The sequence below is a fragment of the Enterovirga sp. genome, from assembly GCF_035325185.1.
Lineage (GTDB): Bacteria > Pseudomonadota > Alphaproteobacteria > Rhizobiales > Beijerinckiaceae > Enterovirga.
The window spans coordinates 1-26449 of sequence record NZ_DAOLAJ010000008.1; the positions used below are offsets into that span (position 1 = coordinate 1).

Consider the following 26449-nt stretch of genomic DNA (forward strand, 5'->3'; position numbering starts at 1 on the left):
CCGGCAAGCCGCTGCTGATCGTCGCCGAGGACATCGAGGGCGAGGCTCTCGCGACGCTCGTCGTCAACAAGCTGCGCGGCGGCCTCAAGGTCGCGGCCGTGAAGGCTCCGGGCTTCGGCGACCGCCGCAAGGCCATGCTCGAGGACATCGCGATCCTGACCGCCGGCCAGACGATCTCCGAGGACCTGGGCATCAAGCTCGAGAACGTGACGCTCCAGATGCTCGGCCGCGCCAAGCGCGTCCGCATCGAGAAGGAGAACACCACGATCATCGACGGCGCCGGCTCCAAGGCCGACATCGAGGCGCGCGTGGGCCAGATCAAGGCGCAGATCGAGGAGACCACCTCGGACTACGACCGTGAGAAGCTCCAGGAGCGCCTGGCCAAGCTCGCGGGCGGCGTCGCGGTGATCCGCGTCGGCGGCTCGACCGAGGTCGAGGTGAAGGAGAAGAAGGACCGCGTCGACGACGCCCTGCACGCGACCCGCGCGGCCGTGGAAGAGGGCATCGTCCCCGGCGGCGGCGTCGCCCTGCTCCTCGCCAAGAAGGCCGCCAAGGCCGTGAAGTCGGACAATGCCGAGGTTCAGGCCGGCATCAATATCGTGCTCAAGGCTCTCGAGTCGCCGATCCGCCAGATCGCGCAGAATGCGGGTGTCGAAGGCTCGATCGTGGTCGGCAAGATCCTCGACAACGGCGGCGAGACCTACGGCTTCAACGCCCAGACCGAAGAGTACGTGGACATGCTGAAGGCCGGCATCGTCGATCCGGCCAAGGTGGTTCGCGCGGCTCTCCAGGACGCGGCGTCGGTGGCGGGCCTCCTGGTCACGACCGAGGCCATGGTCGCCGAGGCGCCGAAGAAGGAATCGGCTCCCGCCATGCCCGGCGGCGGCATGGGCGGCATGGGCGGCATGGACTTCTAAGTCCATCCGTCATCCCGGACGCGCCGCAGGCGCGAGCCGGGACCGTTCCCCGAATGCGAAGGGCCGGCGAAAGCCGGCCCTTTTCATTGCCGTATCCCAGATCAGACCGGCCCGTTCTTTCCCGCGCGTCATGGCCGGCCTTGTGCCGGCCATCCACGAGCAAGGCGTGTGTGGCTGGGACAAGCCCGGCCATGACGCTCGAGAAGAAGCAGGCCGAGCCGACCCGCCGGATTCGTATCAGCTCTCCACGCCCGTGAGGCCGATCTGCGCGAGCTTGGCGCGCACGGCCTCGACGGGCCGCTTCAGCTTGAGGCTCATGACCGTGACGGGAATGCGCTCCCGGGCCATTTCCCGAAGCTGCTGGATCGCATCGAGCGTCCAGCCCTGCTGCTGGTTCATCGGCTCCTCCGTGGCTGCACGGAGACAACCCCTCCGCCGCGCGGAGGTTTCCAGCTACGCCATCACGACGACGCGGTTCGATTGCAACGTGCGGCCGTAGAGATGGATGATGTCCTGGTTGATCATGCGGATGCAGCCGGACGAGACATTGGTGCCGATCGTCTGGGGCTCGGTCGTGCCGTGGATGCGGTAGCCGGAATCGCGCCCGTTCGCCGCGAGGATCATGGCGCGGGCGCCGAGCGGGCTGTCCGGGCCGCCGGGGACGCCCATGCCGCGCGGGGTCTGCACGAGCCGCGGCGCGACCGTCGGGTCGCGCTCGATCATCTCGCGAGGGGGAATCCAGTCCGGCCAGGAGCGGCGGACCGCGACCTTGGCCTCGCCGCTCCAGAGGAAGCCCTCGCGGCCGACGCCCACCCCGTAGCGGGTCGCCCGCCCGCCGCCTTCCACGTAATAGAGCGAGTGGTTCTGCGGCTCGATCACGATCGTGCCCGGTGCCTCGGCGGTCGCGTAGCGCACGTTCCGGCGCAGATGCTCGGGCGCCATCAGGGTGTAGTCGAAGGCCGCGACGGGGAAGGGCTCCCCGGTGATCGGCCCGTAGATGCTGTTGAATTCGGCTGAGCGCGGCGTCAGCTTCGGGGGCGGGAGCGAGGCGGTCGTCTCGGGCGCGACGCTGCCGAAGACCGGCATGGCCCTGTCCGAGGAGCAGGCGGCGAGGGCCGCCGCGAGGCCACCGAGGCCGAGGAACGACACTGCCCGACGCGTGACTGACATGACCGGCTCCGAACGCCCGCTCCCGGCTTCTAGAGCCCCGGGGCTTTAGATTTCGTTGACCCTGACTCTCCCCGGTCAGGCGAGCACGACGACGCGCGTTCCGACCTGCACCTGGTCGGAGAGGTCGATGACGTCCTGGTTGATCAGCGCGATGCAGCCCGTCCCGACATCGGTTCCGACCGTCTCCGGGTTCGGCGTGCCGTGGATGACGAAATCGCTGCTCCGCCCCGCCGCGGCGAGGAGGAGGCCCCGCGCGCCGGCCGGGCTGCGGGGCCCGCCGGGGATCGCGCCGGCCGTGGCGGCGGGCTTTGCGAGCTGCGCCCAGCCGATCCCGCCGCCGGAGGCGACGGCCTGGGAGAGGGGCCATTCCGGCCAGGAACGCTTCTCCGCCACCGTGGCCGCGCCCGAGAAGCCCCGCGCCATGGGGCCGACCGCGATGCCGTAGCGGCGCGCGCGGCCGGGCGAGGTGACGAGATAGAGGATGTGGCGGGGCGGATCGATCACGACCGTGCCCGGAGGCTCGAGCCCGACATAGGGGATGTCGGCGCGCAGGAAGGCGGGATCGATCACCGAGACGTCGAGCGCCGCCACCTTGAATTTCTCGTGCGGGAGGGCGCCATAGACCTTGGCATAGTCGGGGGTCTCGATCGGCCCCTGTCCCTGGCGGGAGCCGCTCTTCGCCGCGGTGCCGAAATCGGGCAGGGTGGCGCAGCCTGCGAGGCCTGCGGGAGCCAGCGCCATCCCGAGGGCGGCGCGGCGGGTGGGATGACGCATGACGGCGCTCCGAACGCAACTCGCCTGTCACGATGCGCGAAGATGGTTGACGTCCGGTTGCGGCTGACGCGCGTCGCGGCGCCTGCTACGAGACGACCGCAGGAGCTGTTCCGAAGGTTCGCCGATGTCCACCTCGATGCCGGGCGCCAAGGCGCCCTCTTCCACGAAGCCGTCCTCTCCCCTGGCCCGCCTCTTCTCCCCGGGCCCCGCGACCTGCATCGAGGATCTGCGGCGGCTCGCGCAGAGGCGCGTGCCGCGCATGTTCTACGACTACGCCGATTCGGGCTCCTATTCGGAGGGAACCTATCGCTCCAACGAGACCGATTTCGCGAAGATCAAGCTCCGCCAGCGCGTCGCGGTGGACATGACGAACCGCACCCTCGCCTCGACCATGGCCGGCGAGCCGGTGGCGATGCCCGTCGCGATCGCGCCCACGGGGCTCACGGGCATGCAGCACGCGGACGGGGAGATCCACGCCGCCCGCGCCGCCGCCAAGGCGGGAGTGCCCTTCACCCTCTCCACCATGAGCATCTGCTCGATCGAGGATGTCGCCGAGAATACCGACAAGCCGTTCTGGTTCCAGCTCTACGTGATGCGCGACCGCGACTTCATCGGCCGGCTGATCGAGCGGGCGCGGGCGGCGCAATGCTCGGCCCTCGTCCTCACGCTCGACCTCCAGATCCTCGGCCAGCGCCACAAGGACGTGAAGAACGGCCTCTCGACGCCGCCCAAGCCCACCTTGAGCAACCTGATCAACCTCGCCACGAAGCCGCGCTGGTGCTTCGGCATGCTGGGCACGCAGCGGCGCACCTTCCGCAACATCGTGGGCCATGCGCAGGGCGTGGGCGACCTCTCCTCGCTCTCCTCCTGGACGGCGGAGCAGTTCGATCCGAGCCTGTCCTGGGACGACGTCGCGCGCATCAAGGACCAGTGGGGCGGCAAGCTGATCCTGAAGGGCATCCTCGACCCGGAAGACGCGGAGATGGCGGCCCGCAGCGGGGCCGATGCGCTCATCGTCTCGAACCACGGCGGGCGCCAGCTCGACGGCGCCCTCTCCTCGATCTCGGCCCTGCCGGCGGTCGTGGAGACGGTCGGCAGCCGCATCGAGGTGCTGTTCGACGGGGGCATCCGCTCGGGCCAGGACGTGATCAAGGCGCTGGCGCTCGGCGCGCACGGCACCTTCATCGGCCGTGCCTTCCTCTACGGGCTGGGCGCGGGGGGCGAGGCCGGCGTGACGCAATGCCTCGACATCATCCGCAAGGAACTCGACGTCACCATGGCGATGTGCGGCCTGCGCGACGTGCGCCAGGTCGATGCGCGCATCATCGCCGATCTCGGCGACCTCCTGTCGCGCTCCCGGCCCGACACGGCGGCGCGGTCCGCGGCGGAATAGGCCGCCGTTTCCGGGAGGCGCAGGCGAGGGCCTCGTTCTTACGAATGGCTTGAACCGGAAGGCGAAGCCCGGTAGCCCTCCCGCGCAACGCCGTCGCGCCGCCGCGCTCCGGCGACAATCTTGCCAGGGAGTTGGAAATGTCCTTGTCTCGCCGTCACCTGCTCGCGCTCGGCGGCGCGGGCGCCATCGGCAGCATCGCCTCGCCCCAGGTCGTCCGCGCCCAGGCTCCGGAATTCACCTACAAATACGCCAACAACCTGCCCGATACCCACCCGATGAACGTGCGGGCGCGCGAGATGGCCGAAGCCATCCTGAAGGAGACGGGCGGGCGCCTCCAGATCAAGATCTTCCCGACGAGCCAGCTCGGCTCGGACACGGACACGCTGAGCCAGCTCCGCTCGGGCGCGGTCGAGTTCTTCACGCTCTCGGGCCTGATCCTCTCGACGCTGGTGCCGGCCGCCTCCATCAACGGCATGGGCTACGCCTTCAAGGATTACGACGCGGTCTGGCAGGCGATGGACGGCGATCTCGGCGCCTATGTGCGGGGGCAGATCTCCAAGGCCGGGCTCGTCGCCATGGAGAAGATCTGGGACAACGGCTTCCGGCAGACGACCACCTCGAATCGGCCGATCGTCACCCCGGACGATCTGCGCGGCCTGAAGCTGCGCGTGCCGCCCTCGCCCCTCTGGACGTCGATGTACAAGGCCCTCGAGGCGTCGCCCGTCTCGATCAACTTCAACGAAGTCTATTCGGCGTTGCAGACCAAGGTCGTCGACGGCCAGGAGAACCCGCTCGCCATCATCGCGACCGCGAAGCTCTTCGAGGTTCAGAAATACTGCTCCCTCACCAATCATATGTGGGACGGCTTCTGGTTCCTGGCCAACCGGCGCGCCTGGGAGCGCCTGCCCGAGGACGTGCGCAAGATCGCGGCCAAGCACATCAACGAGGCGGGCGTGAGGGAGCGGGCGGACGTCGCCAAGCTCAACGCCCATCTCCAGCAGGATCTGGCCAGCAAGGGGCTCGCCTTCAACCAGCCCGATCCGCTTCCCTTCCGCGACAGGCTGCGCGCGGCGGGCTTCTACAAGGAATGGCAGGGCAAATACGGCGAGGAAGCCTGGGCCATCCTCGAGAGGGCGGTCGGCAAGCTGTCCTAGGCGGGGAAGCCCCTCCACCATGCGCAGGGCGGTGGAGGGGCGCCCCGCAACATCCATCAGCCTGCGGATGCGAGGACACCATCCGATGACCGCCGAAGCCCCGAGGGGCGGGGTCGCGCCCTGCACGAAGCGGGTGATGAACCTGTCCCATTTCCTGCGCCGGAACGCGATGCGCCATGGCGGCGAGATCGCCTTCGTCCGGGGCGAGGAGAGCTGGACGTGGTCCGAGATGGACCGGCGGGTCGACGCCATGGCGGCGGCGCTCGCGGAGCGCGGCGTCGCCAAGGGCGACCGCGTGCTCGTCCAGGCCCGGAACTCGAACCAGATGTTCGAGTCCATGTTCGCCTGTTTCCGGCTCGGCGCCGTCTGGGTGCCGACGAATTTCCGCCAGACCGCGGCGGAAGTCGCCTATCTCGCCGAGGCGAGCGGCGCGAGCGCGATGATCTGCGGGTGCGAATTCCCGGACCATGCCGCCGCCGCCCGCGCGGCCGCCCCCGCGATCCGCTTCGTCGTCTCGATCGGCCTCTCGGATTTCGGCGAGGATTACGACGCGCTCGTCGTGGCGCATGACGGGCGGCCGGTCCCCGTCGCCGACGTCCTGCACGACGATCCCTGCTGGTTCTTCTTCACCTCCGGCACGACCGGGCGGCCGAAGGCGGCGGTGCTCACCCACGGCCAGATGGCCTTCGTCGTCACGAACCATCTCTGCGACCTGATGCCGGGCACGACGCATCGCGACGCCTCGCTCGTCGTCGCGCCGCTCTCGCACGGGGCGGGCGTCCACCAGCTCGCCCAGGCCGCGCGCGGGGCGAAGACGGTCCTGCTTCCCGGCGAGCGCTTCGACGTCGCCGAGGCGTGGCGGCTGGTGGAGAAGTGGCGCGTCACCAACATGTTCACGGTGCCGACCATCGTGAAGATGCTGACCGAGCATCCGGCCGTGGACGCGCACGACCATTCCTCTTTGCGCTACGTCATCTATGCCGGCGCGCCGATGTATCGCGAGGACCAGAAGCATGCGCTGGGGAAGCTCGGCAAGGTTCTGGTGCAGTATTTCGGCCTTGGCGAGGTGACCGGCAACATCACCGTGCTGCCGCCCTCCCTGCACGAGGTCGAGGACGGCCCCGCCGCCCGCATCGGCACCTGCGGCTACGAGCGCACCGGCATGCAGGTCTCGATCCAGGACGAGGAGGGCCGCGAGCTGCCGCCCGGCCGGCAGGGCGAGATCTGCGTCTGCGGACCCGCCGTCTTCGCGGGCTATTACGACAACCCGGACGCCAATGCGAAATCGTTCCGGGACGGCTGGTTCCGCACCGGCGATCTCGGCCATCTCGACGAGGAGGGCTTCCTCTACATCACCGGCCGCGCCTCGGACATGTACATATCCGGCGGCTCGAACGTCTATCCGCGCGAGACCGAGGAGAAGGTCCTGACGCATCCGGCCGTGGCCGAGGCGGCGATCCTCGGCGTGCCGGACCAGACCTGGGGCGAGGTCGGCGTCGCGGTCTGCGTGCTGCGTCCGGGCGCGGAGCTGGGCGAGGCGGAGCTGCTCGGCTGGCTGGAGGGCAAGGTCGCCCGATACAAGCTTCCGAAGCGCATCTTTTTCTGGGACGAGCTGCCCAAATCGGGCTACGGCAAGATCACGAAGAAGAACATCAGGGCCGAGCTGGAGGCGCGGGGCCTGCTGCCTCTCGACGGGGCGCCGGCCTGAGCCGGGCCCGGCGGGAGAGGCGCTTATGAACGAGACGGAGATCGCCCGGGCTTTGCTCGCCACCGAATCGGACGCCATCGTGGCGAGCGACCGGGAGGGTCTCATCACCTTCTGGAATCCCGGCGCGGAGCGCATCTTCGGCTACACGGCCGCCGAGGCCCTCGGGCAATCGCTCGACCTGATCATCCCCGAGCGTCAGCGCGCGCGCCATTGGGAAGGATACCGCAAGGTGATGGAGACCGGCGAGAGCCGCTACGGGCGCGGCGACCTCCTCTCCGTGCCGAGCATGCGCCGCGACGGCAGCCGGCTCTCGATCGAGTTCACCATCGTCTCGCTGAAGGACGAGGCCGGTGCCATGCAGGGAATGGCGGCCGTGATGCGCGACGTCACGGCCCGCTTCGAGGAGATGCGGGCGCTCCGGCGCAGGCTTGCCGGGCAGGCGGCAGTCCCAGGTTGATCTGCCTCCCGTCTCCGGTCCACAAGGAGCCGATGAGCGGTTTGCCGCATCATATCCGGCTGCTTCTGGCCGTTCTGCTCGGCGCGGCTTTCTTCTGCCTCTCGCCCGCCGCACGGGCGCATGGGCCGCACAGCCATGGCGCGCACCGGCACCCCGGCGCCTCCGCAGAGGCGTTCGTTCCCCGCGAGGCCGGCATCGCCTCGGCCCTCTCGATCGGGACGGTGCGCGCCCTGTTCCTCGCCGGGCTGACCGAGGCGGGACATCACGGAGCCCGGCATCATGCGGCCTGCTGCACGGCGGGCCTCGGCTGCCCCATCTGCGTCTCGCTTCCCCCGGAGGCCGTTCTCGCCGTGCCGTCGGCACGGCGGGGCCGTCTCGCGGCCTTCAGTCAGGCGCCTCCCCCGCGCGTCGTGATCGAAACTCCCTCGAAGCCTCCCCGAATCGTCTGACGCGTCCCGGCTCCTGCCGGGAAACGGGCAATTGCGTGCGCCTCGATGGCGCCGAACGGCCGCGCCGTCGCGCGGCCCCGTCAGACACACCGAACGATTCCCGGAGCTTCGACATGAAACCCGCTCTTGCATTCGCTTTCGCCGCCTTGGTCCTCGTCCCGCAAACAGCCCGCGCGCAGGGCCACCATCACGGTCATGGCGGCCCCGGAACCAAGGCTGCCGGGCAGGCGCAGAACGCCTCCGTCCGCGAGTTCATGGCCGTCCACCACAGGATGATGGCCGCCATGAACCAGCCCTATACGGGCGACCCGGATATCGATTTCCGGGTCCAGATGATTCCCCATCACCAGGGCGCGATCGACATGGCGAAGGTGGCTTTGCGCCATGCGCGCGACCCCTTCACCCGGCAGCTCGCCGAATCGGTGATCGTCGAGCAGCAGCGCGAGATCGCCGAGATGCGGGCCTGGCTCGCGGGGCGCGGCGTCGAGGTGGCCGCCTCGGCCGGGCCGGCCCATGTCGTCCGCTGGAACTCCTACCGGACCCCGCCCGAGAGCAATCCCGGCTCGCTCGGCGAGCGGGCCGGGAAGTCCTGGTATCCGGGCTCCGGCGCGCCGCCCGCCTCCTCCCGCTGATCCGCGCGCCTGCTTCTCTCCTTCGAAGGGAGAAGCAGGTGCGCGCGCGGCGCGGTTGATCTCAGAGGGACCGCGGTTCACAACCATTCCAAGCTGCCCGCAGCCGAAGCAGCCCTGGGAGAGTGTTTCGCCATGGCAGAGAAGACCCGCCGCATCACGCCGGACCAGCTGCGCTCGCGTCAATGGTTCGACAATCCCGACAACCCGGACATGACCGCGCTCTATCTCGAGCGCTACGTGAATTTCGGCATCACCCCGGAGGAGCTGCGCTCGGGCAAGCCGATCATCGGCATCGCCCAGACCGGCAACGACCTCTCCCCCTGCAACCGCCACCATCTCGAGCTCGCCAAGCGCGTGCGCGACGGCATCACGGCGGCGGGCGGCGTCGCCTTCGAGTTCCCCTGCCATCCGATCCAGGAGACCGGCAAGCGCCCGACCGCCTGCCTCGACCGCAACCTCGCCTATCTCTCGCTGGTGGAGGTGCTCTACGGCTATTTCCTCGACGGCGTCGTGCTGCTGACGGGCTGCGACAAGACCATGCCCGCCTGCCTGATGGCGGCCGCGACCGTGAACATCCCCGCCATCTCGCTGAATGTCGGGCCGATGCTGAACGGCTATTGGGGCAGGGAGCTGACGGGCTCCGGCACCGTCGTCTGGAAGGCGCGCGAGCGCCACGCGGTGGGCGAGATCGACTTCCAGCAATTCATGGACATCGTCGGCTCCTCGGCCCCCTCGGTCGGCCATTGCAACACGATGGGCACGGCCTCGACCATGAACGCGCTCGCCGAGGCGCTCGGCATGTCGCTGCCGGGCTCGGCGGCGATCCCCGCGCCCTATCGCGAGCGCGGCCAGGCCGCCTATCGCACCGGCCGGCGCATCGTGGAGATGGTCTGGGAGGACCTGAAGCCCTCCGACATCATGACCCGCGAGGCGTTCGAGAACGTGATCGTCGCCAACGCCGCCATCGGCGGCTCGACCAATGCGCCGATTCATATCAACGCCATCGCCAAGCATATCGGCGTGCCGCTCGACAACGACGACTGGGAGCGGATCGGCTTCGACATCCCGCTCCTCGTCAACATGCAGCCGGCGGGAGAATGGCTCGGCGAGGAATATTTCCGGGCCGGCGGCCTGCCCGCCGTGCTGGCCGAGCTGATCGATGCCGGCAAGGTCCACGAGGGCGCCGTCACCGCCAACGGCCTGACGATCGGCGAGAACAATCGCGGCCGGCATAGCTGGAACCGCGACGTCATCCGCTCCTATGGCGAGCCGATGCTCAAGAGCGCGGGCTTCCTCAACCTCAAGGGCACGCTGTTCGACAGCGCCATCATGAAGACCTGCGTGATCTCCAAGGAGTTCAACGACCGCTTCCTCTCCAATCCCGCCGATCCCATGGCCTTCGAGGGGAAGGTGGCGGTCTTCGACGGGCCGGAGGATTACCACAAGCGGCTCGACGATCCCGCGCTCGGCATCGACGAGAAGACGATCCTCATCATGCGCGGGGCGGGGCCGATCGGCTATCCGGGCGCGGCGGAGGTCGTGAACATGCATCCGCCGGCGGAACTCCTGAAGCGCAACGTCCACGCGCTGCCCTGCATCGGCGACGGGCGCCAGTCCGGCACCTCGGGCTCGCCCTCGATTCTCAACGCCTCGCCCGAGGCGGCGGCGGGCGGCGGCCTCGCGCTTCTCCAGACGGGCGACCGCATCCGCATCGACCTCAGGAAGCGCACGGCCGACATCCTCCTGCCGAAGGAGGAGCTGGACCGCCGCCGCGAGGATCTGAAGCAGCGCGGCGGCTATGCCTATCCGGCCTCGCAGACCCCCTGGCAGGAGATCCAGCGCGGCATCGTCGACCAGCTCGACCAGGGCATGGTGCTGAAGCCGGCGGTGAAATACCAGAAGGTCGCCCAGACCATGGGCGTGCCGCGGGACAATCACTGACCGATCGCCGCCGACTCCACCCTCCCCGCCACTTCGTGGGGGGAGGGAGGGCGCGCCTCGTCAATCCCCCCGGCTTTCCGCGGCGGCCAAGTCCCCGGGCGTGTTCACGTTGTGGAACGGATCGGGCTCGGCGGGCCATTCCGCGATCGCGAGCGGATAGCGGCGGGCGAAGCGGGCGACGGCGCGCTCGCCCTCCGCGAGGGCGCGGCGCAGGTCGCTGCGGAGGCCGACCGGCCAGAGCGCGACGACCGGGTGCGTCCGCCCCCCGGAGGCTGCTGAGGCAATGGCCGCTCCCGTCTCCCGCCTCGCCGCCTCGAGCCGTGCGCGCAGGTCGCGCGGCAGGAAGGGCGTGTCGCCCGGAACCGTCAGGACGTCCCGCGCCTGCGGACGGATCGCCGCGGCGTGGTCCAGGGCCGCGAGAAGCCCGGCCAGCGGTCCCGCCCGGTTCTCCCCCTCGTCGGCCACGACCGGCAGGCCGAAGGCGGCGAAGCGCGCCGGGTCGCCGTTGGCGTTCAGGAGCAGATACCCGCATTGCGGGGAAAGACGCTCGACGATATGGGCGAGGATCGGCCGGCCGAGGACGGGAAGGAGGCATTTGTCGCCTCCGCCCATGCGCCGGGCCTGTCCGCCGGCCAGGACGGCGCCGATGACCGGCCTCTCTTCACCCACGGCATCGACCTCATCCGAAAGCACGACTTTAGCCCAAGTTGTCAGAGCGCCCACAACGTGCGCACGATGCGGCCCCGCCCTTGCATGAGCCGTGCGAGACCGCTCATGTCCGGGCCTGACAAACTCCCGTGCTGCTTCGTTTCGCGGGCAGCCCAGATATTCCAGAGGAGCCAAGCAATGAGGAAATGGACCCTGGCCGCCTTGGCGGCTATCGGCGCCGTCGCGGCGACCGGCGCTTCGGCGCAGGAAGGCGTGCTGAAGAAGATCAAGGATTCGGGTGCCATTACGCTCGGCTATCGCGACAGCTCGATTCCCTTCTCCTATCTCGACGAGAACCAGAAACCCGTCGGCTACGCGATGGATATCTGCCTTCGGATCGTCGACGCCGTGAAGAAGGAGCTGAAGCTCGACAAGCTCGAGGTGAAGTACAACCCGGTCACCTCCGCGACCCGCATTCCGCTCATCGCCAACGGCACCGTCGACCTCGAATGCGGCTCGACCACCAACAACGTCGACCGCCAGCGGCAGGTCGCCTTCACCAACACGCATTTCCTCACGGCGAGCCGCTTCGTCACCAAGAAGTCCTCGGGCATCACCACGATCGAGGGACTGAAGGGCAAGACGGTCGTCTCGACCGCCGGCACCACCAATATCAAGCAGCTCAACGAGGTGAACACCCAGAAGAACCTCGGCATCACCGTGCTGCCGGCCAAGGACCATGCCGAGGCGTTCCTGATGGTCGAGACGGACCGCGCGGTCGCCTTCGTGATGGACGACATCCTGCTGTCGAGCCTCGTCGCCAGCTCGAAGCAGCCCGACGCCTACGTGATCCCCGAGGCTGCCTTCTCGCTGCCCGAGCCCTACGGCATCATGCTGCGCAAGGATGACGCGGCTTTCAAGAAGGTCGCCGACGACGCCACGGCCGCGCTCTACAAGAGCCCGGAGATCGTCAAGATCTACAACAAGTGGTTCCTGTCGCCGATCCCGCCGCGCGGGCTCAACCTGAACGTCCCGCTCAGCAAGGCGCTGGAGAGGAACTTCGCCAACCCTAGCGACAGCCCCGATCCGGCCCATTACTGAGGCTTCATGCGCGGAGGCCTCGGCCTCCGCGCCCATCGGTGCGGTCAGGCGGGGAGGGGCGCGTGAGCTACAACTGGAACTGGGGCATCCTCTTCGAGCAATCGCCCGAGGGGATCGGCACCTACTTCTACACGCTGCTCCTCGGGCTCGAATGGACGATCATCACCTCCGCCGGCGCCTGGATCGTGGCGCTGGCGGTCGGCTCGGTCCTCGGCATCGCGCGCTCGCTCCCCGGCCGCTGGTTCTCGCCCCTCGCCGCGGCCTATGTCGAGATCTTCCGCAACATCCCGCTCCTGGTGCAGCTCTTCCTCTGGTATTTCGTGATGCCCGAGCTGGTGCCGCGCGCCTTCGGGCTGTGGCTGAAGCAGCTTCCCAACGCGCCGCTCTACACCGCCATCATCGGCATCGGCCTCTATATGGGCTCGCGCGTCGGCGAGCAGCTTCGCGCGGGAATCCAGGCCCTGCCGCGCGGGCAGATGATGGCGGCGACGGCCCTCGGCCTCACCCTGCCGCAGGCTTACATGCAGGTGATCCTGCCGCAGGCCTACCGGATCATCCTGCCGCCCCTGACCTCGGAATTCCTGAACACCATCAAGAACACCTCCGTCGCGCTGACGATCGGGCTCCTCGAGCTGACGGCCCGCGCCCGCGCCATGCAGGAATATTCGTTCCAGGTCTTCGAGGCTTTCACGGCCGCGACGATCCTCTACCTCATCCTCAACATCGTCGTGACGGTCGCGATGCGCCTCCTCGAGAAGCGCCTCGCCGTGCCCGGCCTCGGCGTCCTGAAGAAATAGGGGCGCGCGATGTTCTCGGATTTCGACTTCGGCGTCATCGCCCGCTCGCTGCCCTACCTCCTCAAGGAGGGCCTGACCTTCACGCTCCTCCTGACGGCGCTCGCCACGATCGGCGGCGTCATCCTCGGCACGCTCATCGCGATGGCGCGGCTGTCGAGCTACAGGGTGCTGCGGATCATCGGCGCGGGCTATGTGAACTTCTTGCGCTCGCTTCCCCTCGTGCTCGTGATCTTCTGGTTCTACTTCCTCGTCCCCTACATCCTGCAATGGGTGATGCGCACGTCGAGCCCGGTGCCGGTGGGCGCCTTCGATTCGGCGCTGATCACCTTCACGATCTTCGAGGCGGCGTATTTCTCGGAGATCATGCGCGCGGGCATCCAGTCGATCCCGCGCGGCCAGCCGGCCGCGGCCTTCGCGCTCGGGATGAACTACTGGCAGTCGATGCGCTACGTGATCCTGCCCCAGGCCTTCCGCAACATGCTGCCGGTGATCCTGACGCAGACGATCATCCTGTTCCAGGACACCTCGCTCGTCTACGTGGTCTCGCTTCCCGACTTCCTGGGCGCGGCCTCGAAGGTCGCCCAGCGGGACGGGCGCCTCGTCGAGATGTATATCTTCGCCGCCCTCGTCTACTTCATCATTTCCTTCGCCGCGTCCTGGCTGGTCAAGCGACTCCAGGCCCGGATCGCCATCATCCGTTAGAGCATATTCCGTTTCCGCGGAAGCGGAATATGCTCTAAGTTGTTGTCACGCATGCTGTTATCGGAAAACCGGATCCCATTTTTCCGCAGCATGCTCTAATCGTCGAGGCCGCCCGTGATCGAGATCGACAACGTCTCCAAATGGTACGGTGACTTCAACGTCCTGAAGCACTGCACGACCAGCGTGAAGAAGGGCGACGTGGTCGTCGTCTGCGGCCCCTCCGGCTCGGGCAAGTCGACGCTGATCAAGACGGTCAACGGCCTCGAGGAGTTCCAGGAAGGCAACATCCATGTCGACGGGGTCGGGCTGAAGGACAAGGGAACGAACCTGCCCAAGCTCCGCTCGCGCGTCGGCATGGTGTTCCAGCATTTCGAGCTGTTCCCGCATCTGAAGATCATCGACAACCTGCTCCTCGGCCAGGTCAAGGTGCTGGGGCGCGACAAGGCGGCGGCGACGAAGAAGGCGATGGCGCTGCTCGAGCGCGTCGGCCTCGCCGCGCATGCGCAGAAATTCCCGGGCCAGCTTTCGGGCGGCCAGCAGCAGCGCGTCGCCATCGCGCGCGCCCTGTGCATGGACCCGATCGTGATGCTCTTCGACGAGCCGACCTCGGCTTTGGACCCGGAAATGGTCAACGAGGTGCTCGACGTCATGGTCGCCCTCGCTAAGGAGGGCATGACCATGATGGTCGTGACCCACGAAATGGGCTTCGCCCGCAAGGTCGCCGACCGCGTGATCTTCATGGACCAGGGCGAGATCGTCGAGGATGCCGACAAGGAGGACTTCTTCGGCAAGCCCCGCAGCGAGCGCGCCCAGCACTTCCTCTCGAAGATCCTGTCGCATTGAGGCGGAAGAGCCCGCCGGGCCGGAGGATTATTCCGGCGGCTTCGGGGCGGGGGCGGGCCGGGCATTCACCTCCCGGATGAAGGCCGCGAGGCGATCCACGAGGACAGGGCGGTGCATGAGAGGGGTATGGCCCTCGTCCGGCACCTCGATCGCGACGAGGCCCGGATGGCGGCGTCCCATCTCCTCGACCGTCGCGGCCGAGAGCAGGTCCGAATTCGCGCCCCGGATCACAACGGCCGGGATCGCCGCGAGCTGGTCCCAGAGCCCCCAGAGATCGGGAATGGGATTGGTCTCGTTCACCGCGTCGAGCGTCTGGGACAGGGCAGGGTCATAGCTCAGACGCAGGGCGCCCCCCTCTTCCATCCAGACGGTCCTCGCCCAGTCCCGCCATTCCTCCTCCCCGAGCTTCGGGAAATCCCTGCCGAAGACGCGCCTCATCGTGGCCGCCGCGGCGGCGAGGTCGGCGGGCGGGGGAAAATGCCCGACATAGCTCTTGATGCGCAGCAGCCCCTCGCGCTCCACCACCGGGCCGATATCGTTCAGCACCATGCCGCGGACGAGGTCCGGGCTGGCGGCGCCGAGGCCCATCGTGATGAGGCCCCCGCGCGAGACCCCGATGAAGACCGCGGCCCCGATGCCGAGCTGCGCCAGCAGGACCAGGAGGTCCATGGATTCGACCTGGGGCGTGTAATGCGTCGGGTCGGGATCGCGGTCCGACAGGCCGCGGCCGCGATAGTCGATGGCGACGATCCTGTCGGCGGCATTCCGCTCCAGGAGGGCGAGCGCGAGTCGCTGGAATTCCGAGGAATTGCGGGTCAGGCCCGGAAGGCAGACGACCGGCAGGCGCGCCTCGGCCGGCGCTCCCTCGCGCTCGTAGATGCGGGCATGAAGCTGCAACCCGTCCTGCGAGCGCGCGAAGACGCTCCGATATTCCGTGCCGCTCACATCCGTCTCCGTCCGCCGTCCAGGCAAAGGACGGGAGGGCGTTAGCTAGCGGGGCCCCGGATGCGGCGCAATATCCCTCAAGGGGCCGCGGCGAGGCTGGCCGGACGCGCGGCGCCTGCGGGCGCCGCCTCCTGCGCGGCGGCGGCCCGGGGGGGAGCGCCGGCCTTCAGGTCGCTCTCGATGGCGAGCGTGCCTGCTCCGTTGAGGCGGCGGCGATAGACCTGAAGGTTCTCCATGACGCGCTGCACGTAGTTGCGCGTTTCCGAGAAGGGGATCAGCTCCACCCAGTCGATGGGATCGACGCCGGGGAGGCGCGGGTCGCCATGGGCGGCGATCCATTTCTTCACGTTGCCGGGCCCGGCATTGTAGGCGGCGAAGACGAGGATGAAGGCGCCCCGGTAATCCTCCATCAGGTCGCCGAGATGGGCGGCGCCGAGCTGGGCGTTGTAGACCGGCTCGAGGAGGCGGCCCGGCTCGTAGGTGAGCCCCGCCTTCCGGGCGGTGGCGGAGGCCGTTCCGGGCATGAGCTGCATCAGCCCGCGGGCGCCGACCGGCGATCCGGCGGCCGGGTCGAACATGCTCTCCTGGCGCGCGATGGCGAGCACCACCGCCGGCTCGACGGGATTCTTGCCGACCGGCTCGTAGGGCGGGATGCCGATGGTCGGGAAGGCGGCCTCGTCGAGAGGCTGGCCGCGCTGCGTCGCGAGCTTGCCGAGCACCAGCACCGCCTTGGCATCGGCATTCGCGACCAGGATCGCGGCCACGCCTTCGAGATCGGCGGTGTCGGTCGAGCCGCGCGCGAACTCGACCGCGAGCGGCAGGCCGAGTTCCCGCAATCCCGCCTCGTAGGCGAAGGCGACCGCATCCACCATCGGCTTCGGAGCCGGGGCGGGCGCGGCGGGACGGAAGACGAGGTCGCCGGCCCCGAGCCGCGCCGCCGCGAGCTGGCCGTAATAGGTGATGCCGTGGCGGGCGGCCGCCTCGTAGAAGCTGCGGGCTTCCTCCCGCCGGCCGGCCGCCTCGGCCGCCCGGCCCTGCCAATAGGCGGCGCGGGCCTGGGAGATCGGCTGTCCGGCGATCGCCGCGGCGCGGTCGAAATGGCGGCGCGCGGTGGCCGGGTCGCCCAGCCGCCGCAAGGCGATCCAGCCGCACAGGAACTCCGCCTCGATGCGCTTCTCGGGCGAGGTCGCGCCATGGCCGATGGCCACGGCATAGGCCGCCCGCGCATCGCCCTCGTCGAGGAGCTTGCGGGCCACGAGACGGCGCTCGATCCACCAGAGGTCGCCGTCGACGAGCTGCGCGGGGTCGCGCGTCAGCTCCGCCATGAGCTTGGCCGCATCGGCCGGCTTCTCGCTCCGGCGCAGATGCTGGACGCGCGAGAAGAGCCAGGAGGTGTCGCTCTTCAGGGCCGCGGGGACCGCCTCGACGAGCTTCTCGGCCGTGCGGGCGCGACTATCCACCGCGATCCGCGCCTTGACGAGCGCATCGTAGCCCTCGCCGGCATAGGAGGCGGCGCGGCGCGCGGTCTCCCAGCTCTCCCGCGCGAGGAAGCGTTCCATGCGGAAGCGGTGGTCGGCCGTCGTCAGCGAATCCTTGAAGAGGTCGAGGAAGCGCGCCTCCAGCGTGGGGCTCAGCGGGTCGTTGCGCCAGGCGTCGCGGACCAGCTCGTCCGCATCCTCGGTCAGCCCGTCCGCGCGGAAGGCCAGCGCCAGCGCGAGCTTGCCCGAGGGCGTCTGCGGCCTCTCGCGGGCGAAGAAGGCGCGCACGAAAGGCGCGGGCTTGCGCTCGGCGAGGAGCGCGTCCTCGCTCCGGCGCCGGATCCAGGCCGGGTTCGGGTAATCCGGGTAAGCCTGGGCGAAGGCCGCGATGCGGTCGAAGCCGATGGCGGCTCCGCCGAGCCGCAGGGCGGCCCAGTCGAGGAAGGCGGCGGCTCCCGGCTCCGTCACGCGCTTGCGGATGGCGTCGCCTCCCGCGAAGTCTCCCTTTCGATAGGCGGCGACGGCATCGCGCAGGAGCGGAACGTCCGGCCGCTCGGCGCGGACCGGGGCGGGCGCCGGCTTCGTCGCCTCCCCCTCCTGCGCGGCGGCCTCGGCGGGGGCGCCTTCCGGCCGTTCCTTGTCCGGGTCGGCCCTGGCCTCGCTGATCTCGCTCGGGCGCGGCGGAGGAAGGGGGGCGGCCTTGCGGGCAGGCACTGCCTGGGCCGCGGAGGCGAGGAGGGCGGCCGAGAGGGCGGCGCCGCGAAGGAGGGAAGGGTTGATTCGCATCACCGGCCGGTTTGCCTCGATGGGCCGGGCGTTCTATGTGTCCGGCTCGGACGGCGGCGCGTCATCGCGGCTGCCGGGAGGAGAGGATCATGTCGGCGACCAGCCGCTTTCGGGGTTCGCTTACGGCGCTCGTCACGCCCTTCAAGGACGGCAAGGTGGACGAGGGCGGCCTGCGGAAACTGGTCGACTGGCAGATCGAGAGCGGCACGAACGGCCTCGTCCCGGTCGGCACCACGGGCGAGAGCCCGACGCTCAGCCATGCCGAGCACGGGCGGGTGGTCGAGATCTGCATCGACGAGGCGAGGGGCCGGGTGCCGGTGATCGCGGGCGCGGGCTCCAACGCGACCTCCGAGGCGGTCGCGCTCGCGCGCCATGCCGAGAAGGCCGGCGCCGATGCCGTGCTCGTGGTCACGCCCTATTACAACAAGCCCACTCAAGAGGGGCTCTTCCGGCATTTCAAGGCGGTCAACGACGCCATCGGCATCCCGATCATCATCTACAACATTCCCCCGCGCTCGGTGATCGACATGTCGATCGCCACCATGAGCCGGCTCTACGAACTGGCGAACATCGCCGGCGTGAAGGACGCGACCGCCAATCTCGCCCGCGTCTCCCAGCAGCGTCATGCGCTGGGTCCAGATTTCATCCAGCTTTCGGGCGAGGATATGACCGCGCTCGCCTATAACGCCGCCGGCGGCCACGGCTGCATCTCGGTCGTGGCGAATGTCGCGCCCGGCCCCTGCGCCGAGCTTCAGGCGAAGTCCCTTGCGGGGGATTTCGCGGGTGCCCTCGCGGTTCAAGATCGGCTCGTGCCGCTGCACGATGCGGTCTTCCTGGAGCCGGGCCTCGCTGGGGCGAAATGCGGCCTCGCGCTCCTCGGGCGCGGCAACGAGGAAATCCGGCTGCCCCTGATGTCCGTGACCGAGCCGACCCGGCAGGCCATCCGCTCGGCCATGGTCCATGCGGGGCTGCTGAACGGCTAGCGGGCCGGGTCGTCCCTGATTTTCGAGCCTGGGTCCAAGATGGCCAAAGAGAAGAACGCGGGCGGCCACAAGGTCGTCGCGGATAACCGCAAGGCGCGGTACAACTACGAGATCGTCGACACCGTCGAGGCCGGCATCGCGCTGACCGGCACCGAGGTGAAGTCGCTGCGCGCCAACAAGGCGACGATCGCCGAATCCTATGCCGGCCCGTCCGGGAACGAGCTGTTCCTCTTCAACGCCAACATTCCCGAATATCTCCAGGCGAACCGCTTCAACCACGAGCCGCGCCGCCCCCGGCGGCTGCTCCTGCACAAGCGCCAGATCGCGAAGTTCATCGGCGCGACCCAGCGCGAGGGCTTCACGCTGATCCCGCTGAAGCTCTATTTCAACGAGCGGGGACGGGCGAAGATCGAGCTGGGCCTCGGCCGCGGCAAGCAGCTCCACGACAAGCGCGAGGCCGAGAAGAAGAAGGACTGGAACCGCGAGAAGGCCCGCCTGATGCGGGCCAAGGGCTGAGGTTTCCTGGGCCGGGGGCTCTCAGCGCTTGCGCACGAATTCCGTGCGCAGGACGAGGCCCTTGATCGTGTCGTGGCGGCAATCGATCTCTTCGGGGTTGTCGGTCAGGCGGATCGACCTGATGACGGTGCCCTGTTTGAGGGTCTGGTTGGCGCCCTTGACCTTCAGGTCCTTGATGAGCGTGACCGAATCGCCGTCGGCGAGGATGTTTCCGGCGGCGTCGCGGACCGCAGCCTTGGCCGCCGCCTCGGCCGCCATCTCCGAAGCGGGCCGCCATTCGCCGCTCGCTTCGTCATAGACGTAATCCTCGGTCCCGTCCGCCATTCGTGCCGCTCCGCTCTTCGGACAACCGCTTACATGCCGCCGGACGAGGCGGGCAACGGGAAAGACGGCTGGGGAGGCTGGGATCACGCGCGGAGCGCCGTCTCCTGTCTGTCCACCCGCGCCAAACTTCCGATGGAGAGAGGATTCCCGCTCTCAGTCCCGGCGGCTCGACAGATACTCCAGCATCGTCGCGGCATCCGACACCGTCACCCCGACGCTCGGCGGCTCGTCACGAAAGCCCGGCTCCGAGAAGACCCGCAGGATCTGCTTGTCCCGCACATGCATCGAATAGCGCCAGCTCCGCAGGCCCATGCCGGTTCGCGAGCGCTGGACCAGCATGCCCATCAGGCGCGTGAACTCGCCGTTGCCGTCCGGCAGCATGAAGATCTTCCGGATGTCCCGGCTCTTGGCCCATTGGAACATCACGAAGGCGTCGTTGACCGAGAGGCAATAGATGGCGTCGATGCCGAGGGCGCGAAAATCCTCGTAATGTTCCTCGTAGGCGGGCAAATGGCTGTCGGAGCAGGCGGGAGTGAAGGCGCCGGGCAGCGCGAGGAGGACGATGTTCTTTCCCGCGAAGAGATCGTCGGTCGTCACATCCTTCCATTCGAAGGGGTTCGGTCCGCCCAAGGCGTCGTTGCGGACGCGGGTATGGAAGACGATGTCGGGAACGGTGTCGGGGATCATGCAAGGCTTCCTTGTCTTGCGGGGCGTCGATCCAATCGCTTCACGGGAGCATCTCGGGGCGGTATTCGAAATGCATCGTGTCGAAATGCTTCCATTTCCCGCCCCAGATGAAGCCGTGGCGCTCGAAGACGTCGACGATCTCCTGCGGGATGCGGTTCCGATAGCCTGATCTCGACCAGCGCCAGTAATCGGAATGCTTCGTCGAGATGTCGATGGCGATGCCGTAGCCATGGGCGCTCTGAAGGTCGGTCCCGGCGATCTTGCGGCAATTATAGGTGCCGGCGCTCGGCTTGAGATAGGTGAGGAAACGGTCCGGCAGCTTGTCGAGCTCGTCCGAGACCGCCTGGAGCCTCGCGGCGACGCCATTCTCCTTCGTCGCGCGCAAAGTCCCTCCGCCGTGGCGCGGCAGCCAGCGCACGGGCACGAGCCGGCGCTCGACCTCGCCCCTCATGCAATCGCCATAGATCTTGGCGAAGAAGGCGGCCGGGCGGAAGCGGCCCGGATCCGTGGTCGGCGCGCCCTCCTGCGGTCCGGTGCGGTAGGGGCGGCGGAAGATGTCGGCGAGGCCGGGCGCCTCCAGGGCCTCCTCGTCGCTCGGCTTCGGCTGGCCGATCGTCATGCGCGTGCCGTCGCGCCAGACGAGCGTGTCGCCCTCGATGGCCTGCAACTGGTCGGGATAGGCGCGGAGCAGGGGAGCGAGAGGGGAGGGCTCCTGCGCGGCGGCGGGTCCGGGGCCCACGGCGAGAGCCAGTGCGAAGGCGAGCGCCGGTCCCCTCATGGCCGCGAGCCGGCGATGGTCCCGGAGCCGCTCATCCCGTCACCCGCTCGACCTTGTTGACGGCGGGCTTGGCGCGCAATTCCGACATGATGGCCGTGAGATGCTTCAGGTCGAAGACCGAGAGATCGACGGTCGTCTGGGTGAAGTCCTCGGTGCGGCGCGCCATCGAGACGTTCTCGATATTGCCGTCGTGGTCGGCGATGACCTGGGCGATCTGCGCGAGGCTCCCCGGCTCGTTGACGGCGTGGAGCAGGAGCCGCGCCGGGAAGCGGCGCTTGGAGCCCGGCTCGATGTCCCAGCGCACGTCGATCCAGCGGGCGGGATCGTTGTCGAAGGCGGCGAGGGCCCTGCTCTGGATCGGATAGATCGTGACGCCGCTGCCCGGCGTCAGGATGCCGACGATGCGGTCGCCCGGCACCGCGCCTCCCTCGGGCGCGAAGCGCACCGCGAGGTCGCGCTCGAGCCCGCGGATCGGCAGCGCGTCGGCCGGCGCCGCCTCGCCGTTCAGCCGGATCGAGGGCGGGCGCGGATCGCCGCCCTCCCGGCGCTCGACATAGTCGGGATAGACGCCGCGCACGACGTCGCCCGAGAACATCTCGCCGCGCCCGACCGCCGCCAGCACGTCGTCCACGCTGGCGCGGGCGAGGCGGGGGAGGGCGCCGCGCAATTTCTCGTCGGCGAAGGGCTTGCCGGCGCGCTGGAAGGCGCGCTCCAGGATCTGGCGGCCGAGCCCCGCATATTGGCGGCGCGTCGCGGCCTTGGCGGCGCGCCGGATCGCGGCCCGCGCCTTGCCGGTGACGACGAGGCTCTCCCAGGCCGGCGGGGGCGTCTGGCCGTCCGCGCGCACGATCTCGACCTCGTCGCCGTTCTGAAGCTCGGTGAAGAGCGGGGACATGCGCCCGTTGATCTTGGCCCCCACCGCCGTGTTGCCGACATTGGTGTGGACGGCATAAGCGAAGTCGATCGCATTGCCCCCGCGCGGCAGCGCGATGAGGCGCCCCTGCGGCGTGAAGCAGAAGACCTGGTCGTGGAAAAGCTCGAGCTTGGTATGCTCCAGGAACTCCTCCGGGCTGTCGCCCTCGGCGAGGAGGTCGACCGTGCGGCGGAGCCACTGATAGGCCCGGCTCTCGGAGGCGGCCCGGCCCGTTCCGTCCTTGTAGAGCGAATGGGCGGCGATGCCGTATTCGGCCAGCTCGTCCATCTCGCGCGTGCGGATCTGCAGCTCGACCCGCTGGGAGCTCGGGCCGATCACGGTCGTGTGCAGCGACTGGTAGTCGTTCTGCTTCGGGTTCGAGATGTAGTCCTTGAAGCGGCCGGGCACGGCGGGCCAGGAGGTGTGGACGATGCCGAGCGCGCGGTAGCAATCGCCCGTCTTCTCCACCAGCAGCCGGAAGCCGTAGATGTCCGAAAGCTGCTCGAAGGCGACGGACTTGCGCTCCATCTTGCGCCAGATCGAATAGGGCCGCTTCAGCCGGCCGAGCACCTGCGCCTCGACGCCGCTGCCCGAGAGGCGCTCGCGCAGCCCGCTTTCGACCTCTTCCACCAGGCTGCCGTTCTTGGCACTGAGATCGGAGAGGCGCTTGGCGATGGTGCCGTAGGCCTCCGCATTGATGTTGCGGAAAGCCAGGTCCTCCAGCTCGTCGCGCATCTCCTGGATGCCCATGCGGCCGGCGAGCGGGGCGTAGATGTCGAGCGTTTCCTGCGCGATGCGCGCGCGCTTCTCGGGCGGCATGAAGCCGAGCGTGCGCATGTTGTGCAGCCGGTCGGCGAGCTTGACGAGGAGCACCCGCAGGTCGGCGGCGATGGCGAGGAGGAGCTTGCGGAAGTTCTCGCCCTGGGCGGCCTGTTTCGAGACGAGGTCGAGGCGCTTGATCTTGGTGAGGCCGTCGACGAGCGAGCCGATCTCCGGCCCGAAGATGCGGTTGATCTCCTCCAGCGTCGCCTCGGTATCCTCGACCGTGTCGTGCAGGACGGCGGCGACGATGGTGGCGGTGTCGAGCCGCAGGTCGGTGAGGATGGCGGCGACTTCGAGCGGATGGGCGACGAAGGCTTCGCCGGAGGCGCGCTTCTGCGTGCCGTGGGCCATCATCGCATAAACATAGGCCCGGTTGAGAAGCTCCTCGTCGGCCCCCGGGTCGTATCGCTTCACCCGCTCGACGAGCTCGTATTGGCGCATCATGCGGGACTGTCGCACCTCGGACATGGAATCGTTCCAGTGGTAGCGAAAGTGCCGGGCTCGTCACAACAAGAAAGGCCCCGAAACCGGGGCCTTCATGAGGAGTTTCCGCCTTCCGGCGGGGGACTCAGCCTTCCTCGTCGTCGGTCTCGGCCGGCGGGACGAGGCCGTCGAGGCCGCGCAGGAGGTCTTCCTCGCTCATCTTGTCGAACTGGATGTCGGTGTCGTCCGAATCCGAGGCCGGGATGGCCGCGACCGTCGAGCCCAGGAGCGGCACGGTCTCGGCCTCCGGCTCGTCGACCTCGACATATTTCTGGAGCGAGTGGATGAGCTGCTCCTTGAGGTCGCCCGGCGCGATGGTCTCGTCGGCGATCTCCCGGAGCGCGACGACGGGATTCTTGTCGCGGTCGCGGTCGACGGTGAGCGGCGCGCCGGAGGAGATCAGGCGGGCGCGGTGGCTCGCGAGAAGAACGAGTTCGAAGCGATTGTCGACCTTGTCGATGCAATCCTCGACGGTGACGCGCGCCATGCGGCGGCTCCTTCGGCTGGGGATACTGGCAGGATTGCGGAACGTCTTACGGCATCGGCCGCAAGACGGCAAGAATCGACGGGCGGGGCGGCCAGGGCCGCTCCGCTGGCGGTGAGGTCAGTAGCAGACCCGGACGCGGGCCCATTGCCAGCCCCAGGGTCCCCAGACTTGCTGCATGCGCCAGCCGCATCTGCTGTAATAATAGACCGGCGCATATCCGTATCCCCCCCAGGCCGGCTGGGAATAGGCGCCTGCTGCCAGCGCGCCGACCGCGGCGCCTGCCGCGAAGCCGCCCCAGCCCCAGCCGCGGCGGCGGCCCCAGCCTCCGCCCCAGCCCCAGCGGGGCGCGCCCCAGCCTCCGCCCCAACGGGCGCCCCCCCAGCGGGGACCGCCGCCCCAGCCGCCTCCGTGCCAGCCTCCGCCCCAGCCGCCGCCGCGCCAGCGGGCATCGGCGCTGCCGGTCGTCGCCACCGTCGAGGCCGTGATCGTGGCGGCTGCGAGGGCCGCCAAACCCAGTGCTTTCAAGGACATCGTGATACTCCCCTTGATCCTGGCTCGCCGCCTCTCCCGTCTCAACCGCATGAGGCATGAGCGGGTTCCGGCGGTCCAATGCCACCCCGGCATGGATAGAATGGATGGCTGCATGAACGGGGGCTGAGCGAGGCGGTTCCGGGCGTCGATGTCGCAGGGGCGGGCTTGACGGGCGCCCCGGTCGGATGCGACCAGCCGCGACCGAAGAAGAGATGCCTGACGGGGACGGAATGCGCGCCTTGATCTTCCCGGGCCAGGGAAGCCAGACACTCGGCATGGGCAAGGGCCTCGCGGACACCTTCCCCGCGGCCCGCGCGGTCTTCGAGGAGGTCGACGATGCCCTCGGCGAGAAGCTGTCGGCGGTCATGTGGGAGGGGCCGGCGGAAACCCTCAACCTCACGGCCAACGCCCAGCCCGCCCTGATGGCGGCGAGCCTCGCGGCCCTGCGCGTGCTCGAGGCCGAGGCCGGGCTCGACCTGAAGCGCGACGTCGCGCTCGTGGCGGGTCATTCGCTCGGCGAATATTCGGCGCTGGCGGCGGCGGGCGCCTTCTCGATCGCGGACACGGCGCGCCTCCTGCGCCTGAGGGGCGAATCGATGCAGAAGGCGGTGCCCGTCGGAACGGGCGCCATGGCGGCGCTGCTGAAGCTCGACAGCGAGGCCGTCCACGAGATCGCGCGGCAGGCGGCGGAGGGCGAGGTCTGCGACGTCGCCAACGACAACGGCGCGGGGCAGATCGTCGTGTCCGGCCACAAGGCGGCCGTCGAGCGCGCGGTCGCCCTCGCCCAGGGGAAGGGCGGGCGCGGCATGATGCTGACGGTGTCCGCTCCCTTCCATTGCGCGTTGATGGCGCCTGCCGCCGAGGTCATGAAGGAGGCGCTGGCCGCGACCCGGATCGAGGCGCCGGCCGTGCCCGTGGTCGCGAATGTCGAGGCGGCGCCCTTGAGCGATCCGAATGCGATCCGCGACGCGCTCGTGCGGCAGGTCGTCGGCACGGTGCGCTGGCGCGAATCCGTCGAGGCCATGGCCGGGCGCGGGGTCGATACCTTCGTCGAGGTTGGGGCTGGCAAGGTCCTGACCGGGCTCGTCAAGCGCATCGCGGCGGGGAGCCGGGCGGGCGCCTTCGGCCAGCCGGCCGATCTCGACGGCATCCGTCCTTTCCTGGGAGCCTGACATGTTCGACCTTGCCGGCCGCACGGCCCTCGTCACAGGCGCCACGGGAGGAATCGGCGGCGCCATCGCCCGCGCCCTGCACGGCCAGGGCGCAACGGTCGCGATTTCCGGCACGCGGCCGGAAGCGCTGGCCTCGCTTGCCGGCGAGCTGGGCGAGCGCGTCCACGTCCTTCCCTGCAACCTCGCCGACCGCGAGGCCGTGGAGAGGCTGGTCCCGGCCGCCGAGGCGGCTTTCGGCCGGCTCGACATCCTGGTCAACAATGCCGGCGTCACGCGCGACGGACTCCTCATGCGCATGAAGGATGCCGATTGGGAGGAGGTGCTCTCCGTCAACCTGACGGCCGCCTTCCGCCTCTCCCGCGCCGCGCTGAAGGGGATGATGAAGCGGCGGCACGGCCGCATCGTCTCGATCGGCTCGGTGGTGGGCGCGACGGGCAATCCCGGCCAGGTCAATTACGTGGCCTCGAAGGCGGGCCTCGCGGGCCTGACCAAGGCGCTCGCCGCAGAGGTCGCGACGCGGGGCATCACGGCCAATCTCGTCGCGCCGGGCTTCATCGCCTCGCCCATGACCGACGCCCTCAACGAGGCCCAGCGCGGAGCGATTCTCGGCCGCGTCCCGATGGGGCGGCTCGGCGAGGGCGCGGATGTCGCCGCGGCCGTGGTCTATCTCGCCTCGGACGAGGCCGCCTACGTGACCGGGCAGACCATTCATGTGAACGGCGGCATGGCTATGCTGTGAGGCGCGCCGCGCCGGGGCTTGACCGGACGGCGAAAATAAGGCTTTGCACGGCCCTACTCTGGCGGGGCGTTGCGTCGCCGATCACTCGGCTCCCACCGTGCCGAGATTTGCCGGATCCC

Annotated in this window: 28 protein-coding genes; 16 read left to right on the forward strand and 12 right to left on the reverse strand. The window is 69.1% G+C overall.

What is annotated here, in order from left to right; genetic code table 11:
• Positions 1 to 917 (forward strand): chaperonin GroEL (groEL, locus tag PKD06_RS02865; protein WP_324377486.1); only part of this gene is annotated, 917 nt, incomplete at its 5' end.
• A 237-nt stretch (positions 918 to 1154) separates the two neighbouring features.
• Here groEL and PKD06_RS02870 read toward each other — a convergent pair.
• The 3 genes from PKD06_RS02870 to PKD06_RS02880 all read right to left on the reverse strand — a co-directional run bounded on the left by PKD06_RS02870 (position 1155) and on the right by PKD06_RS02880 (position 2861).
• A complete protein-coding gene (locus tag PKD06_RS02870) occupies positions 1155 to 1316 on the reverse strand; it encodes a hypothetical protein (RefSeq protein WP_324377487.1) in 162 nt (53 codons plus the stop codon).
• A gap of 54 nt (positions 1317 to 1370) precedes the next feature.
• A complete protein-coding gene (locus tag PKD06_RS02875) occupies positions 1371 to 2087 on the reverse strand; it encodes a L,D-transpeptidase (RefSeq protein ID WP_324377488.1) in 717 nt (238 codons plus the stop codon).
• 75 nt (positions 2088 to 2162) lie between these two features.
• Positions 2163 to 2861 (reverse strand): L,D-transpeptidase, encoded by a 699-nt coding sequence (locus tag PKD06_RS02880; protein WP_324377489.1) that lies wholly within the window; start codon positions 2859 to 2861, stop codon positions 2163 to 2165.
• A 181-nt stretch (positions 2862 to 3042) separates the two neighbouring features.
• On the opposite strand from PKD06_RS02880, the gene PKD06_RS02885 reads away from it, so the two are divergent.
• The 7 genes from PKD06_RS02885 (at position 3043) to PKD06_RS02915 (ending at position 10595) form a co-directional block, all read left to right on the forward strand.
• Positions 3043 to 4254 carry an alpha-hydroxy acid oxidase gene (locus tag PKD06_RS02885; protein WP_324377542.1) on the forward strand — a complete coding sequence of 404 codons (1212 nt, stop codon included), beginning with the start codon at positions 3043 to 3045 and terminating at the stop codon, positions 4252 to 4254.
• 137 nt (positions 4255 to 4391) lie between these two features.
• Positions 4392 to 5408: a TRAP transporter substrate-binding protein gene (locus PKD06_RS02890; RefSeq protein ID WP_324377490.1), complete on the forward strand. Its 1017-nt coding sequence runs from the start codon at positions 4392 to 4394 to the stop codon at positions 5406 to 5408.
• An 85-nt stretch (positions 5409 to 5493) separates the two neighbouring features.
• Positions 5494 to 7116 (forward strand): acyl-CoA synthetase, encoded by a 1623-nt coding sequence (locus PKD06_RS02895; protein ID WP_324377491.1) that lies wholly within the window; start codon positions 5494 to 5496, stop codon positions 7114 to 7116.
• Between the two features lie 25 nt (positions 7117 to 7141).
• Positions 7142 to 7573: a PAS domain-containing protein gene (locus PKD06_RS02900; RefSeq protein WP_324377492.1), complete on the forward strand. Its 432-nt coding sequence runs from the start codon at positions 7142 to 7144 to the stop codon at positions 7571 to 7573.
• Between the two features lie 32 nt (positions 7574 to 7605).
• The gene (locus tag PKD06_RS02905) at positions 7606 to 8022 is read left to right on the forward strand and encodes a hypothetical protein (RefSeq protein ID WP_324377493.1); all 417 of its coding nucleotides are present in this window, start codon (positions 7606 to 7608) and stop codon (positions 8020 to 8022) included.
• Positions 8023 to 8135: 113 nt separating this feature from the next.
• Positions 8136 to 8654, forward strand: coding sequence for a DUF305 domain-containing protein (locus PKD06_RS02910; RefSeq protein ID WP_324377494.1), 519 nt, complete (start codon positions 8136 to 8138; stop codon positions 8652 to 8654).
• A gap of 132 nt (positions 8655 to 8786) precedes the next feature.
• Positions 8787 to 10595 (forward strand): IlvD/Edd family dehydratase, encoded by a 1809-nt coding sequence (locus tag PKD06_RS02915; RefSeq protein WP_324377495.1) that lies wholly within the window; start codon positions 8787 to 8789, stop codon positions 10593 to 10595.
• Between the two features lie 60 nt (positions 10596 to 10655).
• Here the strand turns inward: PKD06_RS02915 and mobA are convergent, their stop codons facing one another.
• The gene (gene mobA, locus PKD06_RS02920; protein WP_324377496.1) at positions 10656 to 11288 is read right to left on the reverse strand and encodes a molybdenum cofactor guanylyltransferase MobA; all 633 of its coding nucleotides are present in this window, start codon (positions 11286 to 11288) and stop codon (positions 10656 to 10658) included.
• Positions 11289 to 11441: 153 nt separating this feature from the next.
• On the opposite strand from mobA, the gene PKD06_RS02925 reads away from it, so the two are divergent.
• From PKD06_RS02925 to PKD06_RS02940, 4 genes are all read left to right on the forward strand, one after another.
• Positions 11442 to 12344, forward strand: a complete 903-nt coding sequence (locus PKD06_RS02925) for an amino acid ABC transporter substrate-binding protein (RefSeq protein ID WP_324377497.1) — start codon at positions 11442 to 11444, stop codon at positions 12342 to 12344.
• A gap of 62 nt (positions 12345 to 12406) precedes the next feature.
• Positions 12407 to 13141 (forward strand): amino acid ABC transporter permease, encoded by a 735-nt coding sequence (locus PKD06_RS02930; protein WP_324377498.1) that lies wholly within the window; start codon positions 12407 to 12409, stop codon positions 13139 to 13141.
• Positions 13142 to 13150: 9 nt separating this feature from the next.
• Positions 13151 to 13843, forward strand: coding sequence for an ABC transporter permease subunit (locus tag PKD06_RS02935; protein ID WP_324377499.1), 693 nt, complete (start codon positions 13151 to 13153; stop codon positions 13841 to 13843).
• 114 nt (positions 13844 to 13957) lie between these two features.
• Positions 13958 to 14686 (forward strand): amino acid ABC transporter ATP-binding protein, encoded by a 729-nt coding sequence (locus PKD06_RS02940; protein WP_324377500.1) that lies wholly within the window; start codon positions 13958 to 13960, stop codon positions 14684 to 14686.
• Between the two features lie 27 nt (positions 14687 to 14713).
• Here the strand turns inward: PKD06_RS02940 and PKD06_RS02945 are convergent, their stop codons facing one another.
• Both PKD06_RS02945 and PKD06_RS02950 read right to left on the reverse strand, forming a co-directional pair.
• Positions 14714 to 15631 (reverse strand): alpha/beta hydrolase, encoded by a 918-nt coding sequence (locus PKD06_RS02945; RefSeq protein ID WP_324377501.1) that lies wholly within the window; start codon positions 15629 to 15631, stop codon positions 14714 to 14716.
• Between the two features lie 77 nt (positions 15632 to 15708).
• A complete protein-coding gene (locus PKD06_RS02950; protein ID WP_324377502.1) occupies positions 15709 to 17895 on the reverse strand; it encodes a transglycosylase SLT domain-containing protein in 2187 nt (728 codons plus the stop codon).
• Between the two features lie 89 nt (positions 17896 to 17984).
• Between PKD06_RS02950 and dapA the strand changes: the two genes are divergently transcribed.
• Together dapA and smpB are read left to right on the forward strand one after the other, a co-directional pair.
• Entirely contained in the window at positions 17985 to 18878 is an 894-nt protein-coding gene (gene dapA, locus PKD06_RS02955) for a 4-hydroxy-tetrahydrodipicolinate synthase (protein WP_324377503.1), read from the forward strand.
• A gap of 39 nt (positions 18879 to 18917) precedes the next feature.
• Complete coding sequence (gene smpB / locus PKD06_RS02960; RefSeq protein WP_324377504.1) at positions 18918 to 19394, forward strand: SsrA-binding protein SmpB; 477 nt, start codon at positions 18918 to 18920, stop codon at positions 19392 to 19394.
• Between the two features lie 21 nt (positions 19395 to 19415).
• Here the strand turns inward: smpB and PKD06_RS02965 are convergent, their stop codons facing one another.
• From PKD06_RS02965 to PKD06_RS02990, 6 genes are all read right to left on the reverse strand, one after another.
• Positions 19416 to 19718 carry an alkylphosphonate utilization protein gene (locus PKD06_RS02965; RefSeq protein ID WP_324377505.1) on the reverse strand — a complete coding sequence of 101 codons (303 nt, stop codon included), beginning with the start codon at positions 19716 to 19718 and terminating at the stop codon, positions 19416 to 19418.
• A 153-nt stretch (positions 19719 to 19871) separates the two neighbouring features.
• Positions 19872 to 20405: a peroxiredoxin gene (locus PKD06_RS02970; RefSeq protein WP_324377506.1), complete on the reverse strand. Its 534-nt coding sequence runs from the start codon at positions 20403 to 20405 to the stop codon at positions 19872 to 19874.
• 40 nt (positions 20406 to 20445) lie between these two features.
• The gene (locus PKD06_RS02975) at positions 20446 to 21183 is read right to left on the reverse strand and encodes a M15 family metallopeptidase (RefSeq protein ID WP_324377507.1); all 738 of its coding nucleotides are present in this window, start codon (positions 21181 to 21183) and stop codon (positions 20446 to 20448) included.
• Between the two features lie 31 nt (positions 21184 to 21214).
• Positions 21215 to 23362: a bifunctional (p)ppGpp synthetase/guanosine-3',5'-bis(diphosphate) 3'-pyrophosphohydrolase gene (locus tag PKD06_RS02980; RefSeq protein ID WP_324377543.1), complete on the reverse strand. Its 2148-nt coding sequence runs from the start codon at positions 23360 to 23362 to the stop codon at positions 21215 to 21217.
• Positions 23363 to 23486: 124 nt separating this feature from the next.
• Positions 23487 to 23888 carry a DNA-directed RNA polymerase subunit omega gene (gene rpoZ, locus PKD06_RS02985; protein WP_324377508.1) on the reverse strand — a complete coding sequence of 134 codons (402 nt, stop codon included), beginning with the start codon at positions 23886 to 23888 and terminating at the stop codon, positions 23487 to 23489.
• Positions 23889 to 24005: 117 nt separating this feature from the next.
• Entirely contained in the window at positions 24006 to 24419 is a 414-nt protein-coding gene (locus PKD06_RS02990; RefSeq protein ID WP_324377509.1) for a hypothetical protein, read from the reverse strand.
• A 230-nt stretch (positions 24420 to 24649) separates the two neighbouring features.
• Here PKD06_RS02990 and fabD point away from each other — a divergent pair, with 230 nt between their 5' ends.
• Both fabD and fabG read left to right on the forward strand, forming a co-directional pair.
• A complete protein-coding gene (gene fabD / locus PKD06_RS02995; protein ID WP_324377510.1) occupies positions 24650 to 25591 on the forward strand; it encodes an ACP S-malonyltransferase in 942 nt (313 codons plus the stop codon).
• A gap of 1 nt (position 25592) precedes the next feature.
• Positions 25593 to 26330 carry a 3-oxoacyl-[acyl-carrier-protein] reductase gene (fabG, locus tag PKD06_RS03000; protein ID WP_324377511.1) on the forward strand — a complete coding sequence of 246 codons (738 nt, stop codon included), beginning with the start codon at positions 25593 to 25595 and terminating at the stop codon, positions 26328 to 26330.
• The last annotated feature ends 119 nt before the right edge of the window (positions 26331 to 26449 follow it).